At 74.1% G+C, this 15,334-nt stretch carries 14 protein-coding genes and 1 tRNA gene; 4 read left to right on the top strand and 11 right to left on the bottom strand.

All coding sequences use genetic code 11. The features are described 5' to 3' along the window. Nucleotides 1-431: 431 nt before the first annotated feature. Complete coding sequence (tyrS, locus tag CCO04_RS24380; protein ID WP_215816782.1) at nucleotides 432-1,703, bottom strand: tyrosine--tRNA ligase; 1,272 nt, start codon at nucleotides 1,701-1,703, stop codon at nucleotides 432-434. Between the two features lie 130 nt (nucleotides 1,704-1,833). Between tyrS and CCO04_RS24385 the strand changes: the two genes are divergently transcribed. Together CCO04_RS24385 and CCO04_RS24390 are read left to right on the top strand one after the other, a co-directional pair. After that, entirely contained in the window at nucleotides 1,834-3,165 is a 1,332-nt protein-coding gene (locus tag CCO04_RS24385) for a serine/threonine-protein kinase (protein WP_215816783.1), read from the top strand. A gap of 41 nt (nucleotides 3,166-3,206) precedes the next feature. Further along, nucleotides 3,207-4,058 carry a hypothetical protein gene (locus CCO04_RS24390; RefSeq protein WP_215816784.1) on the top strand — a complete coding sequence of 284 codons (852 nt, stop codon included), beginning with the start codon at nucleotides 3,207-3,209 and terminating at the stop codon, nucleotides 4,056-4,058. Here the strand turns inward: CCO04_RS24390 and CCO04_RS24395 are convergent. After that, a complete protein-coding gene (locus CCO04_RS24395) occupies nucleotides 4,027-5,088 on the bottom strand; it encodes a DNA adenine methylase (protein ID WP_215816785.1) in 1,062 nt (353 codons plus the stop codon). The genes CCO04_RS24390 and CCO04_RS24395 overlap by 32 nt on opposite strands. Nucleotides 5,089-5,141: 53 nt before the next feature. Between CCO04_RS24395 and CCO04_RS24400 the strand changes: the two genes are divergently transcribed. Then, nucleotides 5,142-5,888, top strand: coding sequence for a PIG-L deacetylase family protein (locus CCO04_RS24400; protein ID WP_215816786.1), 747 nt, complete (start codon nucleotides 5,142-5,144; stop codon nucleotides 5,886-5,888). Between the two features lie 10 nt (nucleotides 5,889-5,898). Here CCO04_RS24400 and CCO04_RS24405 read toward each other — a convergent pair whose 3' ends face one another. Next, nucleotides 5,899-6,072 carry a hypothetical protein gene (locus tag CCO04_RS24405; RefSeq protein ID WP_215816787.1) on the bottom strand — a complete coding sequence of 58 codons (174 nt, stop codon included), beginning with the start codon at nucleotides 6,070-6,072 and terminating at the stop codon, nucleotides 5,899-5,901. Nucleotides 6,073-6,254: 182 nt separating this feature from the next. Here CCO04_RS24405 and CCO04_RS24410 point away from each other — a divergent pair. After that, nucleotides 6,255-6,328, top strand: a tRNA-Ile gene (locus tag CCO04_RS24410). Between the two features lie 9 nt (nucleotides 6,329-6,337). Here the strand turns inward: CCO04_RS24410 and CCO04_RS24415 are convergent. From CCO04_RS24415 to CCO04_RS24450, 8 genes are all read right to left on the bottom strand, one after another. Further along, the gene (locus tag CCO04_RS24415; RefSeq protein ID WP_215816788.1) at nucleotides 6,338-6,940 is read right to left on the bottom strand and encodes a hypothetical protein; all 603 of its coding nucleotides are present in this window, start codon (nucleotides 6,938-6,940) and stop codon (nucleotides 6,338-6,340) included. A 130-nt stretch (nucleotides 6,941-7,070) separates the two neighbouring features. Beyond that, complete coding sequence (locus CCO04_RS24420) at nucleotides 7,071-8,069, bottom strand: phosphotransferase (RefSeq protein WP_215816789.1); 999 nt, start codon at nucleotides 8,067-8,069, stop codon at nucleotides 7,071-7,073. Nucleotides 8,070-8,128: 59 nt separating this feature from the next. After that, a complete protein-coding gene (locus CCO04_RS29385; RefSeq protein WP_215816790.1) occupies nucleotides 8,129-9,790 on the bottom strand; it encodes an efflux RND transporter periplasmic adaptor subunit in 1,662 nt (553 codons plus the stop codon). Continuing rightward, the gene (locus tag CCO04_RS24430; RefSeq protein WP_215816791.1) at nucleotides 9,778-10,608 is read right to left on the bottom strand and encodes a DUF5666 domain-containing protein; all 831 of its coding nucleotides are present in this window, start codon (nucleotides 10,606-10,608) and stop codon (nucleotides 9,778-9,780) included. Before CCO04_RS24430 ends, CCO04_RS29385 begins: the two co-directional genes overlap by 13 nt. Nucleotides 10,609-10,682: 74 nt before the next feature. Then, complete coding sequence (locus CCO04_RS24435; RefSeq protein WP_215816792.1) at nucleotides 10,683-11,912, bottom strand: ABC transporter permease; 1,230 nt, start codon at nucleotides 11,910-11,912, stop codon at nucleotides 10,683-10,685. Beyond that, nucleotides 11,909-12,622 (bottom strand): ABC transporter ATP-binding protein, encoded by a 714-nt coding sequence (locus CCO04_RS24440; protein ID WP_215816793.1) that lies wholly within the window; start codon nucleotides 12,620-12,622, stop codon nucleotides 11,909-11,911. Before CCO04_RS24440 ends, CCO04_RS24435 begins: the two co-directional genes overlap by 4 nt. Then, the gene (locus CCO04_RS24445; RefSeq protein ID WP_215816794.1) at nucleotides 12,619-13,824 is read right to left on the bottom strand and encodes an efflux RND transporter periplasmic adaptor subunit; all 1,206 of its coding nucleotides are present in this window, start codon (nucleotides 13,822-13,824) and stop codon (nucleotides 12,619-12,621) included. The genes CCO04_RS24440 and CCO04_RS24445 overlap by 4 nt, the downstream gene beginning before the upstream one ends. A gap of 45 nt (nucleotides 13,825-13,869) precedes the next feature. After that, nucleotides 13,870-15,333 (bottom strand): cell wall metabolism sensor histidine kinase WalK, encoded by a 1,464-nt coding sequence (locus CCO04_RS24450; RefSeq protein WP_215816795.1) that lies wholly within the window; start codon nucleotides 15,331-15,333, stop codon nucleotides 13,870-13,872. Nucleotide 15,334: the final 1 nt, after the last annotated feature.

Raw genomic sequence — 15,334 nt, forward strand, 5'->3', positions numbered from 1 at the left:
GGACGCACAAACGTCACAACAATCTATTTGCATGACACACTGTTGAGTTCTCAAACATCACAAGCTTCGAAGTTTCCCGTTGCCGGTTCTTCTTCGAGCTGATGCAGTCCGAAACCTTAGTGTCTGACTCCGGTCTGTGCCAAATCCGTGTGGACTTGCTTTTCTGACCGGCGTCCGAACGAGGTGTTCGAGACTTGGTGGTCGCGGGGCCGGAAGCCCTCCGGCTGACCGCCGTCTTGCTTCCCGCCGCACCCGGCGACAAAGAGAACATTACGCACACCCGGCCAGAAGCACAAATCGAAACGACGTGACCCGGGCCACAGGCCTCTCCACCCCCCTCCTCAGGGGGCTGCGAGCGCCTCCAGAGACGCCTGTGGGCGGCCTCCGAGGAGGCCGCCCACAGGGGGGTATCCGGTCGTGCGCTCGCCGGCTCAGCGCACCCGTACGCCGGCGAACCGCTTCTTGCCGCGGCGCAGCACCAGCCACGAGCCGCCGATCAGGTCGGCCCGGTCGGCCACGTGCTCGGGGTCCTCCACGCGCACGTTGTTGACGTAGGCGCCGCCCTCGGCGACGGTGCGCCGGGCCTCCCCCTTGGACTTGGCCAGACCGGTGAGCGTCAGCAGCTCGACGACATCGGGGATGCCAGCTCCCCCGTCGACGTCGACCGCGCCGGCCTCGCCCAGCGCCGCCTCGAGCGTGGCGGCGGAGAGGGCGGTGACGTCACCGGTGCCGAAGAGCGCCTGGGCGGCGGCCTTGGCGTTCTCGGTCTCGTCCTTGCCGTGCACCAGCGTGGTCACCTCGTCGGCGAGCACCTTCTGGGCCTCGCGGAGGAAGGGCTTCTCGGCATGGCGTGCCTCGAGCGCCTCGATCTCCTCGCGCGGGAGGAAGGTGAAGACCCGGAGCAGCTCGCCGACCTTCTCGTCCTCGACGTTGAGCCAGAACTGGTGGAAGGCGTAGGGCGCCAGCATCTGCGGGTCGAGCCAGAGGGCGCCGCCCTCGGTCTTGCCGTACTTGGTGCCGTCGGCCTTGGTGATGAGCGGCGTGGCGAACGCGTGGGCGCTGCCGCCCTCGGCGCGGCGGATCAGCTCGACGCCGCCGGTGAGGTTGCCCCACTGGTCGGAGCCGCCGAACTGAAGGGTGACGCCGCGCTCGCGGAAGAGCGTCAGGTAGTCCATCGACTGCAGCAGCACGTAGGAGAACTCGGTGTAGCTGATGCCCGACTCGAGCCGGCGCTTGACCGTCTCGCGCGCCAGCATGCGGTTGACCGGGAAGTGCTTGCCGATGTCGCGGAGGAAGTCGATGACCGACAGCCCGCCGGTCCAGTCGTGGTTGTTGACCATCGTGGCCGCGTTGTCCCCCTCGAAGGAGAGGAAGGGCTCGATCTGGCCGCGCACGCGCGCGGTCCACTCCTGCACGGTGTCGAGGGAGTTGAGCGTGCGCTCCCCCGAGTCGCGCGGGTCGCCGATCATGCCGGTGGCCCCACCCACCAGCGCGTACGGCGTGTGCCCGCCGCGCTGGAGCCGCATCGCGGTGACGATCTGGACCAGGTTGCCCATGTGCAGGCTCGGCGCCGTCGGGTCGAAGCCCACATAGAACCGGACGCTCCCCTCGCTCAGCGCTGTGCGCAGGGCGTCGCGGTCGGTGGACTCGGCCAGGAGGCCGCGCCACTCGAGATCGGCGAGGAGGTTCGGGTCGACGGACACGTCGGTCCTTTCGGTTCGGCGGTGGTGATGGAGGCGGGACCGGGTCCGGTCCCGCCTCCAAGGGTGCCCCATCGGCGGTGCCCGGGCCCACTGGGTTCGACTCGGTGGACCCGGGTACGTTGCGAGCACGATGACCAACCAAAGGATTGCGGGGCGCTACACCCTGGGGAGGGCGGTCGGCCAAGGCGCCGGCGGCGCGGTCTGGATGGCGCACGACGAGGTCCTGGACCGCCGGGTCGCGCTCAAGCGGATCGGCACCATCGCCGGCGTCGACGACGCCGTGCGCGCCGAGCGCGAGGCGCGGCTGGCCGCGCAGGTGCACCACCCCCACGTGGTCGCCGTCTACGACCTGGTCACCGATCCCGACGGCACCTGGCTCGTCATGGAGTACGTCGACGGCCCCGCCCTCTCGGCCGCGGTCCGCGAGCACGGCCCCCTCTCCCCCGACGCCGCCGCCCAGCTGCTCGCGCCCGTCGCCGACGCCCTGGTCCAGGCGCACGCGCTCGGGATCGTGCACCGCGACGTGAAGCCGTCGAACATCCTGACCGGGTCCGACGGGAGCGCGAAGCTCTCCGACTTCGGCATCGCCCGCGGGGCCGAGGACGCGACGCTGACCCGGACCGGGCTCGTCACCGGCTCCCCGGCGTACCTCGCCCCGGAGGTCGCGACCGGCGCGCAGGCGACGCCGGCCAGCGACGTCTGGGCGTTCGGCGCCACGCTCGTGCACCTTTTGACCGCGCGGCCGCCGTACCACCACGACGACCGGGACAACGGTCCGCTGGCCGTCGTCTACCGGATCGCGCACGAGGACCCGCCGCTGCCCGAGTCGGCCGGCTGGTTGCGCCCGCTCATCGCGGCGGCGATGACGAAGGACCCCGCGGCGCGGCCCTCGATGGCGGCGGTGCGCGACCACCTGGCGCGGGTCGAGACGCTCGCGGAGCAGACGTCGTACCTGCCGCCCGTCGCAGCGGCCCCGGCCGCGCCGGCTGCCCCGCGCCGCCGGCCGGTCGGGCTGATCGCGGCGCTGGCCGTGGCGGCCGTGCTGGTCGTGGTCCTCGGCGGTGTGCTGCTGGCGACCCGCGGCGACGGCGACCCGCCCGCGGCCGGTCGCGACCCCGGGACGACGGCGACCACGCCACCGCCCTCGACAACGACGCCCAAGCCGCCGAGCCGGGAGACGCTCATCGCGTTCGCCCGCCAGTACGTCGCCACGGCGGACGAGGACCCCGGTGCCGGGTTCGCGATGCTGACCCCCGCCTACCAGGAGCGCAGCCCCACCTACCGCGACTTCTGGGGGCGGATGAAGAACCCCCGGTTCGACTCGGTCGAGGCCGATCCGGCGGCGATGACGGTGACCTACGAGTACCGCTACACCTTCCCCGGCAAGGGGCGGGTCGCCGAGCGGGTGACGCTGCACCTGGTCGACCAGGACGGCACGCTCCTCATCGACGACGCCTCCTGATCTCGTCGCGCGAACCCTCACCAAGAGGTTACGTTGGCTCGGTGAGCGAGGACGACGACGCGGCGCGCCGGGTACTGCCCGTCGCCGAGGCCGTGGCGTCCGCCCATGCCGAGGGGCGGGTGCACGGTGCCGTCTCCGCGGACCCGCGGCTGGCTCCGCACGACGCGGTCCCCGGTCCGGCCACGGACGTGTGGGCGCTCGGCGCCCTGCTCCTGCACGCGACCACCGGGCAGCTCGCCTCGACCGGGGACGTGGTCCCGCGCCGGGCCGGCTGGCTGGCGCCGGTGATCGAGCTCGCGCTCCGGCCGGACCCGGCCGAGCGGCCCAGCGCCGAGGAGATCGCGGCCTACCTGCGCGCCCGCATCGCTCCCCCGCCGCCGGTACGGCGCCGCCGTGCCGGGGCCGGGCTGGTGCTGGCGGGCGTCGTCGCGATCGCGGCGCTCGGCGCGGTCGGCGCGACGCTGCTCCTCACCGGCGGCGGGGCCGACGAGCCGCCGGCCACCGCCCCCACCACCCCGCCGGCCACCGGGGGCACGAGCCCGGGACCGGAGCGGCAGCCGGCGGCCGCACCCTCCACCGAGCCCCCGACCGCCGCCGAGCTCGAGCGGTTCGCCCGGGACTACGTGACGCTGGCCAGCGCCGACCCCGACCGCGGCTACGCGCTGCTCACCCGGGACTACCAGGCACGCAGCCCGCGCTACCGCGACGTGTGGGCGGCGATCAGCGAGCCCGAGATCCTCGCGCTCGCGGCCGAGCCGGAGACGCTGTCGGTGCGCTACACCTACCGCTACGCCCTGCCCGGCGGCGTACGGCGGACCGAGGACATCACCTTGCAGCTGGTCCAGCGCGGCGAGCGCCTGCTCATCGCGGGAGCGACGGCTCGCCAGCGCTGACCGCGGCCGCGACCCGGTCGGGAGGACCGGCGACGAAGAGGTACTCCACGTTGCGCAGCCGGCCGACCTCGCCGACCCGCTTGCCGTCCGCGTTGTGGATGCCGATCTGCGCGCCGACGTACCGCTTGCTGTCGAAGGCCAGCAGCGCGACCTCGGCATGGCCCGCGTCGCGCAGGAACCGGGTCATCTCGTCGGGCGTCACCCACGCCTCGTCGTTGTAGGACACCACGACCACCTCGGCCCGCAGCCGGCCGAGCAGGTCGGCGAGCGCGGCCGGCATCGTCCGGCGGCTGTTGAACACGCTACGCCGCTCGCGCACGTCGACGCGCTTGCACGCGATGCCGTAGTGCTCGGGGGCGTCCCAGCGGACGAGGGTCTCCCAGATGTGGTAGTTCGCGAAGTAGCGGTGCTGGTTGTAGGGCGGGTCGACGTAGGCGAGGTCGGTGGCCGGCAGGTCGTCGACGAGGACCATCGCGTCACCGCGCTGCGTCGTACCGGGGCCGGGGAGGAGGTCGGGACGGCGCAGCCGGAGGTCGGCGTGCGCGCGCGGCGCCCACTGCTTGAGGTAGGCCATCTGCACGCCCGTGGTCGAGTCGACCCGGTCCGCGGCGAGCATCAGGCTCGTCAGCAGCACCGGCCGCAGCGGGCTCCCCTCGGGGTGGTCGCGCTCGATCGCGTCGCGGATCGCGTCGATCCGGCGGCCGTTCTTGGGCTGGAAGAAGCGCGCCCGCTCACAGAACGTCTCGGTGACGTAGCCGCTCCTCCCCGTGACCGCGTCGAGCCGGGCCAGCTCGGCGTCCAGCGCGTCGAGGTCGACCGCGTCGGCATCGGTCGCGATGAAGCAGTCGCTCAGCACCGCCGAGTACGACGCCAGGTCGGCCGCCGTCACCTCGATCCCCCGCCGCTTGAACTCCTGGGCGACGCGCGTCGTACCGGTGAACAGGTCGACGGCCGTCCGCGCCCCCGTCGCCACGGCCATCTCCCCCAGCACGGGCACGAGCGTGCGCTTCGAGCCGAGGTACTTGATCACGGGCGCCAGCGTAGGGCGTGGCGCCCGGCCGCCCGGGCTGAGATGCTCGCTCCATGGCCGAGACCCCCGCCCCGCTGGACCCGCTGAACGAGGACTGGGAGCGCGCCCTGTGCGTCGTCGCGCACCCCGACGACATGGAGTTCGGCGCCGCCGCCGCGGTCGCGCGCTGGACCGGCCAGGGCAAGAACGTCGTCTACTGCATGGTCACCAGCGGCGAGGCCGGCATCGACGGCCTCGCCCCCGACGCCTGCCGCGCCGTGCGCGAGGAGGAGCAGGTCCGCTCCGCCGCGGTCGTCGGCGTCGATGTCGTCGACTTCCTGCACCAGCCCGACGGCGTCCTCGAGTACGGCGTCGCGCTGCGCGCCGTGATCGCCGAGTCGGTCCGCCGGCACCGGCCGGACATCGTGATCACCGGCAACTTCCGCGACACCTGGGGCGGACGCAATCTCAACCAGGCCGACCACATCGCGGTGGGGCGCGCGGTGCTGGACGCCGTACGGGACGCGGGGAACCGGTGGGTCTTCGCCGACCAGCTCACCGACGGCCTCGAGCCCTGGGGCGGCGTCCGCGAGGTCTGGGCCTTCGGCTCCCCCGAGTCGACCCACGCGGTCGACACGACCGCCACCTTCGACGCCGGCGTGACCTCGCTCGAGGCGCACGCGGCGTACATCGACGGGTTGGGGTGGGAGAACTGGGACCCGCGGGAGTTCCTCGAGGGCATGGCCCGCACCACCGGCAGCCGCCTCGGCGTCACGTTCGCGGCGCCGTTCGAGGTGTTCCCGATGGGGTGGGGCGAGTAGCCAGCAGCCGTCAGCGGCCGTCGCGGACGTACCAGACCGCCCAGGTGACCGGGAAGAACAGCCCGGCCACGACGGCGACGTCCCACCGGGGCGAGCGGCGGCGCTCGCCGGCGGCGGTGAGGCCAGCCAGGGCGACGAGCGGGGCGGCCAATGCCGCCAGCAGGAGCACGGTCGCGGGGGTCACCCGACGAGTGTGGCCCGAAAACGACGGCCTGGGTAGGGCGGGTGGGCTCGATACGACGGCCCGAAGACCCCTCCGGTCACACGACCGCGGGTTGTTCAGTGGGCGGCCAGGTCGAACGGACCGGTCGACACCGTCGTGTCCGCTGGACGGGCGGCGCTGGATAGGGTTCGACCCACACACACGGGCCAGTAGCTCAGTTGGTTAGAGCAGGCGACTCATAATCGCCCACGCGCGGGTTCAAGTCCCGCCTGGCCTACTCGTCGCGCTACTGCGCGGTGCCATACCCGCCGTGCTCCAGCGCTGCCAGCGCGCCGGGCATGGCGTAGACGTTGCTGACGATCGCGAGTCGAATGTCGAGGTCGGGACGAATCCCGTGGCGCTCCAGGCCCCACACTTTGGTTCCTCTGCGCCTCACCCAACCCATCACGCGACGGACCCACGTCTCGTACTCGGGCGAGACGGCACCCATCGCGTCTGCCTGAGACCCGATGGCGCTCAGGTAGATCGCCGAGCCGACAACTGCTCCCGGTGTCCAGAGAAGGACGGGTGACGCGTTCGAGTCGACCAGACTCTCACCTGGTCCTGGTCTCAGGCGCTCCCAGTTCAGGCGATTGAACAGACCGGACCTGTTCGCCGCCTCCATCGCCTTGTGCCCCGGGAGGTTGGGCATCGCTGTACCGAGGTCGCGGTGCACGACCATCACCTGCTCCGTGATCAACGCATCGTCGCGATGGAGTGTCTCGGACTGGCTCGGCAGCACCGGCCAGCGATGAAGAGACACTGCTCTCGGCTCGTCCAGGTAGTCGAGCAACGCGACTTGGTCGGCGCGTGTGGCGAGGTAGTGCACGGCGGAGACCACGTCAGCCACCGTTCCCCGCCGTGCTCTCGGACACGCTGATCCCCCTCGGACTCGTCGAGAGACCGTAGCCGCTGGGCCTTGGGCGTTGCCGGAACCAAGCGCCGGGACCGACGCTCGAGCTACCGCCTCTGGTGCGCCCTCACCCTAGTGGGGCCGCGGGCGTGATCGGCGTCGGCTCCAGGAGGCGGGCCAGCCGCTCGGCGGGTGCGGCGCCGTGGACCAGGCGCTCGCCCGGCGTCATCGTCGCGACGCAGCGGCGCCACGACTCGACCTTGGCCAGGCGGCCGAGCTGGAGGGCGGCGGGGAGAACGGCGCGGAGGGCGGGGGCCGGGGCGAGGTCGGTCCAGACGTCGATCGCGGCGTCGGCGATCCGGCGGAGGCCGCGGTCGCCGGGGGCCAGGCCGAGCTCGCGCTGGGCCATGGTGAGGGGGACGGTCAGCGCGGCGAGGGGGTCGCCGAGGACGGCGTCGGCGAAGTCGAGGAGGCGCAGGCCGTCGGGCCCGGCGACCACGTTGGCCGCGTGCAGGTCGTTGTGGAGCAGGGTGAGGGGCAGGCCCAGGTCATCGACCTGGTCGGCCCAGCGGTCGACGGCGGGCAGCAGCACCTCGAGGTGGGCAGCCGCGGCGGGCGCGAGGCGGCGGGGGTCGCCGGGCGGGAGCGCGCCGAGGCGGCCGACCGCATCGGCGACGTACGTCGTGGCGTCGGTGGGCAGCATCCGGGTCAGGCCGAGGCCGGCCGCGGGCGGGACGAGGAGGCGCTGGAGCTCGGCGCCCGTGCGGACGATGCGGCACCAGGTGTCGATGTCGGCGATGCCGCCGCGGGCAGCCAGGGTGGGGCCGAGGTCGGCGGTGAGGAGCAGGTCGCGGACGGGGTCGGCGGCCAGCACCGGGGCGACGTACGACGGGACCCAGCGGGCCAGCTCGACCTGGAGGCGGGCCTCGTGGGCCTGGCCCGGACAGTTCTGCTTGGCGTACGACGTCCGCCCCGCCGCCGTGACCCGCCACACCGCCGACCACGGCCGGTGGGCGACGAGCTCGATCCGGTCCGGCTCACCGACCGCACCGGACACGAAGTCGCGCAGCTCGGCACGGAACGCGGCCGTGCCCCAGATCGCGCTCGTCCAGGTGGTGGTGGTCATGGCGGCAGCGTGACTCACGGCGGGACGCGGCGCCACCGGGTTTCCCCGCGGGACCCTCCTCAGCGGGCCGGCACCATCATCCCGCCGGGCCCGCTGATCCGGACGCTGCCGCCCGGACCTCCGCCGAACCCGCCGATCCCCCGCTGCTCGGAGTCCCCCGTCGGCACGTCGGCGTCGAGGTCGGCGAGCACCACGCGGTCACCGGCGTCCAGGCCGTCCACGACCTGCACGTCGGTGTTGCCGACGACCCCGGTGGTCACCCGGACCCGCTCCGCCTCGCCGTCGCGCACCACCTGGACCGTGCCGTCGGTGAGCGCCGAGGCCGGGACGGTGACGACGTCGTCGGCCTTGCCGACCACGACGGCGACGCTCGCGGGGAGTCCCTCGGGCAGCGCCAGGTCGCGCTGGTCGAGGGTGACCTGGACGGCGTACGTCGGGTCGGCGCTGCTGTCGCTCGAGGCAGTGGGCAGGTGCGCGACCCGGCTGATCTCACCGGCCAGCGGATCGCTCGCGCCGGCCGGGGTCACCTGGACCGTGGCGCCGACCTGGAGCCGGGCGGCCTGGTCCTTGCTCACCTGGAGGGTGACCGTGGTCAGGCCCGGCGCGACCACCGAGGCGATGGTGTCGCCTGCGGCGACCTGGTCGCCGGCGGCGACGCCCAGGGAGGTCACCGTGCCGTCGGCCGGCGCGCGGACCACGGCCGCGCGGAGGTTGGCGCGGGCCTGGGTGAGGTCGGCGCGGGCGCGGTCGATGCTCGCCTGGTCGTCGGCGAGAGTGGCGGCGGTGACGGTGCGGGTCGCGCCGGACGGGCTCGCTTCCGGGGATGCGGCCGGTTGCTGGGTCGACGTCTGGGTCGGGGTCTGGGTCTGGGTCGGGGTCTGGGTCGGGGTCTGGGTGGGCTTGGACGCGTCGGCAGCGGCGGCGCTCAGCGTCTTGCCGAGGGCGAGGAGGGCGGCCTGGAGGGACTGCTGGGCGTCGGCGGTCTTCGCCTGGGCCGACTGCACGGCGGCCAGGGCGGTGGCGCAGGCCTCGCTCACTCCGTCCGCGGCGGGCTGGTCCGTGGGCTGGCCGGCGGACTGGTCGGCGGACTGGTCGGTGGGGGTCTCGCCGGCCGGCTCGGACGCGGCGCAGGCCTGCTGCTGGGTGGTGAGGGCGGCGGCGGAGGCGGCGAGCGCCGTACTGGCGGCGGTCTGGGCGGCGAGGACCGCGTCCTGCTGCTGGGTGAGCTTCGCCAGTGCCGGAGAGGTGGAGGGAGTCGGGGTCGCCGCCTTGCCGCTCCCCTTGCCGCTCCCCTTGCCGCTCGCCTTGCCGCTGCTCCCCGAGCTGACGTCTGCGTCGGCGGAGACGGCGGACGTCTGCGCGGCGCGGTCCTCGGCGAGCCGGGCCTGGGCGGCGGCGAGGTCGGAGACGGCGCGGTCGACGGCGGCGCGCAGCGACGTACGGTCCAGGACGGCGATGACGTCGCCCTGCTCGACCTTGCGGCCGACGGCGGTACGGACGGCGGCGATGCGCCCGTCGGTACCGAAGGACAGGTCGGAGCGGCCGCTCGGCTCGATCGTGCCGGACAGGTCGAGGACCTGCTCGACGTCGGCGACGCGCGCGACCACGGTCCGGTACGACGGCGCGGAGCCGGTGGTGGCGCCGTAGGCCGCGAAGCCGGTACCGAGCACGGCCAGGACCGCGAGCGGTACGACGACCCGGCGGGGGCTCAGCGTCCGCACTGGTCCTCCACGGCGTCGCTGACCTGGATGGCGGTCGCGGTGACGGCGCCGGTGTCGTCCGCGTCGCCCGATACCTGGACGCAGCGGCCCTGGGTGAGGGCGGCGGCGGTCGCGGCGGCCTGGTGGGTGTAGGTCGTGGTGCTGTCGACGGTGACGGTGACCGTCCGGTCGCCGTCGGGGCCGGGGCTGGTGACGACGAAGCTGCCGTCGGCGACGGACGTCACCTCGCCGCGGACGCCGAAGCCGGCCCCGCCCATCCGGCCGGGTGCGCCGCCGGTCAGGTCGCTGGGCAGGTCGCTGGGGCGGTCGGTGGGGCGGTCGGTGGGCATGCCGCTAGGGCGTTCGCCCCCGCCCGGTCCGGCGCACCCGTCGTCACCCGACGCCTGGACGGCGACCGCGGAGGCCGTGGTCGCGGTCTCGGTGTCGGTGCCGGACCCGGCGGAGGCAGAGGCCGAGGCCGAGTCCGGGTCGGCGGCCGAGCGCACCACGACGCAGGCGCCGACGGTGACGTCGGCGTACGTCCCGGCGACCTGGTCGGTCACCTTGGTCTGGTCGGTCACGGTGACGGCGACCTGGCCCGACATCGGGCTGCGGACCTGGAGCACCTTGCCGTCGACGGCGGCGATCTGGCCAGACGTACCGGGGCGGACAGCGCCCGCGGGCGCCTCGCCGAGCACGTCGGTACGGGCGCCGGCGGTGCCGGCCGCGGCCGGGGTGGAGCCGTCGTCGCTGCCGCACCCGGCGAGCACCAGCGCCATGAAGGCGCCGGTCGCGAGCAGGGCGACGGGCCGGTCGGTACGGATCGGGATCGAGGTCATGCGGGCCTCCTGGGAGAGCGGGACGGGCGGGGTCGGGCGGTTCGGGCGGGGTCGGGCGGTTCGGGCGGGGTCGGTCACTCGCTGCGGAGCGCGTCGATCGGCGTGAGCCGGGCCGCGCGGGTGGCCGGGTAGACGCCGAAGCCGACGCCGAGCGCGAGTGCGGTGGCGAGGGCGGCGCCGGTGGCGAGCAGCGAGACCGCCACGGCCTGGTCGATGAAGTGCGGCAGGACCTGGGCGCCGACGACGCCGATGAGGACGCCGACGAGGCCGCCGGTCAGGCCGAGCAGGGATGCCTCGACGAGGAACTGGCGCCGGATCGCCCGCGGGGTCGCGCCGAGCGCCTTGCGCAGGCCGATCTCGCGGACCCGTTCGGTGACCGAGACGAGCATGATGTTCATGACGCCGATGCCGCCGACGAGCAGGGAGATCCCGGCGACACCGCCGAGGAGCACGGTGAACGTGCGGTTGGTCTGGTTCGCGGTCTCGACGAGGGACTCCTGGGTGGCGATGGAGAAGTCCGCGTCGGCGGTCGTCACGCCGTGCCGGGTGGCGAGGAGCGCCTGCACCTCCTGGTACGCCGCGGCGAGGGTCTTCTCGCTGGACGCCTCGACGTAGATGGTCGAGACCGTGTCCGCGGTGCTGCCGGTGAGCCGGCTCGCCGTGCCCAGCGGGACGACGGCCTGGTCGTCCTCGCTGGTGCCGGTCGCGGTGGAGCCGGACGCCGTGAGCACGCCGATCACGGTGAGCCGGGCGCCGTTGACGGTGACCTGCTGCCCGACGGGGCTGCGCGGGCCGAACAGCTCCGAGGCGGTGTCGGCGCCGATCACCACGACGTCAGCGGCACGGGCGGCCTCGTCGGCGGTGAAGAACCGGCCCGCGGAGAGCTCGCGGCTGCGCACCTGGAGCCAGGCGGGCGTCGTACCGACGAGCGAGGTGGTCCAGTTGGTGTCGCCGTTGACGAGCGAGACCGAGCCGTTGGTCGCGGGGGCCACCGCCGCCGCGTCCGGTACGGCGTCCGGGTCGGCCAGCGCGGTCGCGTCGGCGCCGGTCAGGGTCGAGGCCGAGCCGAACCCGCCCCGGCGGCCGGTACCGGCGTCGGTGCTGCTGCCGGGCGAGACGATGAGGAGGTTCGAGCCGAGCGCGTCGATCTGGTCCGCGACCTCGCGCTGGGCACCCTGGCCGAGGCCGACGGTGAGGATCACCGACGAGATGCCGATGACGATGCCGAGCACGGTCAGCGCCGAGCGCAAGCGGTGCGCGCGGATCGCGCCCAGTCCCGAGCGGACCGTCTCCCACCAGCTCATCGGGCACCTGCCAGCCCGCTGCCGGCGGAGGTACGCCGGTCGGTGGTGATCAGGCCGTCGTCGATGACCAGGTTGCGCTGGGCGCGGGCGGCGACGTCCGGCTCGTGGGTGATGAGCACGATGGTGCGCCCGGCGGCGTGCAGCTCGTCGAAGAGCCCGAGCACGTCGCGGGTCGAGGCGGAGTCGAGGTTGCCGGTGGGCTCGTCGGCGAGGAGCAGGTCCGGCTCGGTGACCAGGGCCCGGGCGACGGCGACGCGCTGCTGCTGGCCGCCGGAGAGCTGACCGGGCCGGTTCTCCACGCGATCGGCGAGGCCGACCCGGGTGAGGGCGGCGACGGCGCGCTCGCGGCGCTCGGCGCGCGGGACACCGGCGTACACGAGGGGGAGCTCGACGTTGCGCCACGCGGGCATCGAGGCGAGCAGGTGGAACTGCTGGAAGACGAACCCGATCCGGCGGTTGCGGATCGCGGCGAGCGCGGCCTCGTCGAGCGCGGAGGTGTCCTCGCCGGCGAGGACGTAGTGACCCTCGGTCGGGACGTCGAGGCAGCCGAGGATGTTCATCAGCGTCGACTTGCCGGAGCCGGAGGGGCCGATCACGGCGGCGTACTCCCCCTCGGCGATCGTGGTGTCGATGCCGCGCAGGGCCTCGAACTCGACGCTGCCGGAGCGGTAGGTCTTGCGGACGCCGGACAGCTCGATGAGCGCGCTCACTGGCCACCGCCGAAGCCGGCCGGGGGTACCCCGCCGCCGGGGATGACGACGCCGCCCTGCTGGAAGTCCCGCATCCGCTGCGGCGCCTGGTCCAGGTTGCCGCCGCCCCCGCCGCCGGGACCCGAGAAGGAGGGCACCGAGACGACGTCGCCGGCCTGCAGTCCCGAGACGACCTCGGTGACGAGCCCGCTGGTCTCGCCCAGCTCGACGTCGGTGCGGGTGGTGGCGCCGGTGGCGGGGTCGGTGACCTTCTCGACGTAGGTCTGGTCGCCGTCGGTGCGCACGGCGCGGCTGTCGACGGTGAGGACGTCGGCGCGGCTGCTGACCACGATCGAGACGTCGGCGGAGGTGCCGCCGAAGAGGTCGTCGCGCTGGTCGGTGACCTCGATGGTCACCGGGAAGGCGGCGGCGCCGTTGGCGTCGGCCTCGGCGACGAGGCCGACCTCGGAGACGGTGCCGTAGACGGGCTCGTCGATGCCGCTGACGGTGAGGGTCGCCTGGAGGCCCTTCTTCAGCTTGCCGACGTCGCCGCTGGCGACCGTGGCCTCGACGACGAAACGACCGCTGGAGACCACGGTGATCGTGGCCGTGTCGCTGCCGCCGCCGCTGCCGCTGTCGGACGAGCCGCCGCCCGACGGGCTCGCGGAGCCGCCGACGGTGTCGCCGACGGCGAGGCCGACGGCGGTGACGGTGCCCTTGGCGGTGGCGCGCAGGACCGCGCCGGCGGCGGCGTCCTCGGCCTGCGCGAGACTGGACTCGGCGGCCAGGACCGCGGCGTCGTCCGCGGCGAGCTGCTCGTCCGAGGCGCCGTCGGAGACGTGCTCGGAGCGGGCGGTCCGGGCGGCGGAGAGCGCGCTGCGGGCCGCGCTCAGCTCGGCCTGGAGGACGTCGTCGTCGATGGCCGCGAGGCGCTGGCCCTTGCGGACCTTGGCGCCGGGCTCGACGTACACGTGGGTGACGGTGCCGCTCGCGTCGAACCCGAGCTCGTCGGTCCGGGCGGCGGCGACGGTCCCGCTGGCGCTGACCGTCTGCTGGAGGGTCTGGGTGGCCACGGTCGCCGTGGTCGGCGCGGCCGCGGCGGGGCTGTCGTCGCGCAGCAGGAGCCAGGAGCCGACTCCGGCCGAGAGGACGACGAGCAGGACCAGGCCGGCGACGAGGCGCCGGCGGGGAGTGCGCGGGGGGCGCAGGAGCTTGCGGATCACGAGCCCGACACTGGCGGCCCGGACTGTGCGACCCCTCGCTTGTCTCTATGAGGAGGCTGTGAGCCCGGATCCGGACCCGGCCCCGGGGGCGGAACGGCCGAGGCGCACGCTGATCCGGGTGTCGCCGCGGATGCTGCGCAGCGTCACGGAACCCCCGTGGGCGCTGATGATCGCCTGCACCAGCGCCAGCCCGAGGCCGACGCCGTCGGCGCGGTGGCGGGCGGCGTCGCCGCGGGTGAACCGCTCGAACGCGGTGCCCACGAGCTCGGCCGGGAAGCCGGGGCCGTCGTCGTGCACGTCGAAGCCGTCGGCGCGGACGGTGACGGTGACCGTCGTACCGGCGGGGGTGTACTTGCGGGCGTTGGCGAGCAGGTTGGTCACCACCTGGTGCAGGCGGTTGTCGTCGCCCACCACCTCGACAGGTACGCCATCGGGCGGCATCACGATCCGCCAGCGGTGGTCGGGCGCGACCACCCGGGCGTCGTCCACGGCCTCGAGGAGGAGGCGGGTCAGGTCGACCGGCTCGGCGACCAGCGGGCGGCCGGCGTCGAGGCGGGCCAGGAGCAGGAGGTCCTCGACGAGCGCGGTCATCCGCGCCGCCTCCTCCTCCACCTTGGCCAGCGCGACCGCGGACGTGTCGGCGTCCCCGCGGCGCCGGGCCAGCTCGGTGTAGCCGGCGATCGTGGTCAGCGGGGTGCGCAGCTCGTGGGAGGCGTCCGCGACGAACTGGCGGACCTGCTGCTCGCTGCGGTGGCGCGCGGACAGCGACGACTCGACGTGCGCGAGGAGCTGGTTGAGGGCGAGACCGACCTGGCCGGCCTCGGTACGCGGATCGGTGAGGTGCGCGGGCACCCGCTCGGTGATGCCGATCTCGCCCTCGTCGAGCGGGATCTCCGAGACGGCGTGGGCGGTCGCGGCGACCTCGGTGAGCGGACGCAGCTGACGGCGTACGACGGCGGTGCCGACCAGGCCCGCCGCGACGATCGCGAGCAGGCCGAGCACGAGCTCGAGCCGGACCAGGGACGAGGTGGCGTCGTCGACGGTGTCGGTGGGCAGCCCGACGACCATGGTCACCTGGTCGACCTGGGTCCGCACCTTCCGGACCCGGTAGCTGCCGAGCCCCGGCAGGTCGAGGGTGCTCGGCTCGCTGCGTGCCTGGGCGAGGACGTCGAGGACGTCGTCGTCGAGCTCGCGCGTCCGGAGACCGGTGCTCGTCAGCATGACCACCTCGCCCCTGCGGTCGGTGTCGGCGAACAGGGCGGTGATGGCACCCTCGGCGCCGAAGACCCGCTGCCCGGACGAGGGGTCCATCGCGGGGCGCGGTCCCGGACGGGCCAGCGCGGCGACGTCGGAGTCGAGCCGGCTGGTCAGCCAGGCGTGCATGCCGAGGGTGGTCACCGTCCCGACGAGCAGCGAGACCACGGCGACCAGGGTCACCGCGGTCACGACCAGGCGCGCGGTGAGCGAACGGGGGACGAGCCGCTCCGCGATCCGGTGCATCCGGCTCATC

Source organism: Pimelobacter sp. 30-1 (assembly GCF_018831735.1).
GTDB lineage: Bacteria > Actinomycetota > Actinomycetes > Propionibacteriales > Nocardioidaceae > Nocardioides.

What these genes read in the sequence shown, in the direction of transcription:
- CCO04_RS24385 (WP_215816783.1), top strand. Translation starts at nt 1,834, where the DNA reads ATGACCAACCAAAGGATTGCGGGGCGCTACACCCTGGGGAGGGCGGTC.
- CCO04_RS24400 (WP_215816786.1), top strand. Translation starts at nt 5,142, where the DNA reads ATGGCCGAGACCCCCGCCCCGCTGGACCCGCTGAACGAGGACTGGGAG.
- CCO04_RS24420 (WP_215816789.1), bottom strand. Translation starts at nt 8,069, where the DNA reads ATGACCACCACCACCTGGACGAGCGCGATCTGGGGCACGGCCGCGTTC.
- CCO04_RS24430 (WP_215816791.1), bottom strand. Translation starts at nt 10,608, where the DNA reads ATGACCTCGATCCCGATCCGTACCGACCGGCCCGTCGCCCTGCTCGCG.
- CCO04_RS24435 (WP_215816792.1), bottom strand. Translation starts at nt 11,912, where the DNA reads ATGAGCTGGTGGGAGACGGTCCGCTCGGGACTGGGCGCGATCCGCGCG.
- CCO04_RS24450 (WP_215816795.1), bottom strand. Translation starts at nt 15,333, where the DNA reads ATGAGCCGGATGCACCGGATCGCGGAGCGGCTCGTCCCCCGTTCGCTC.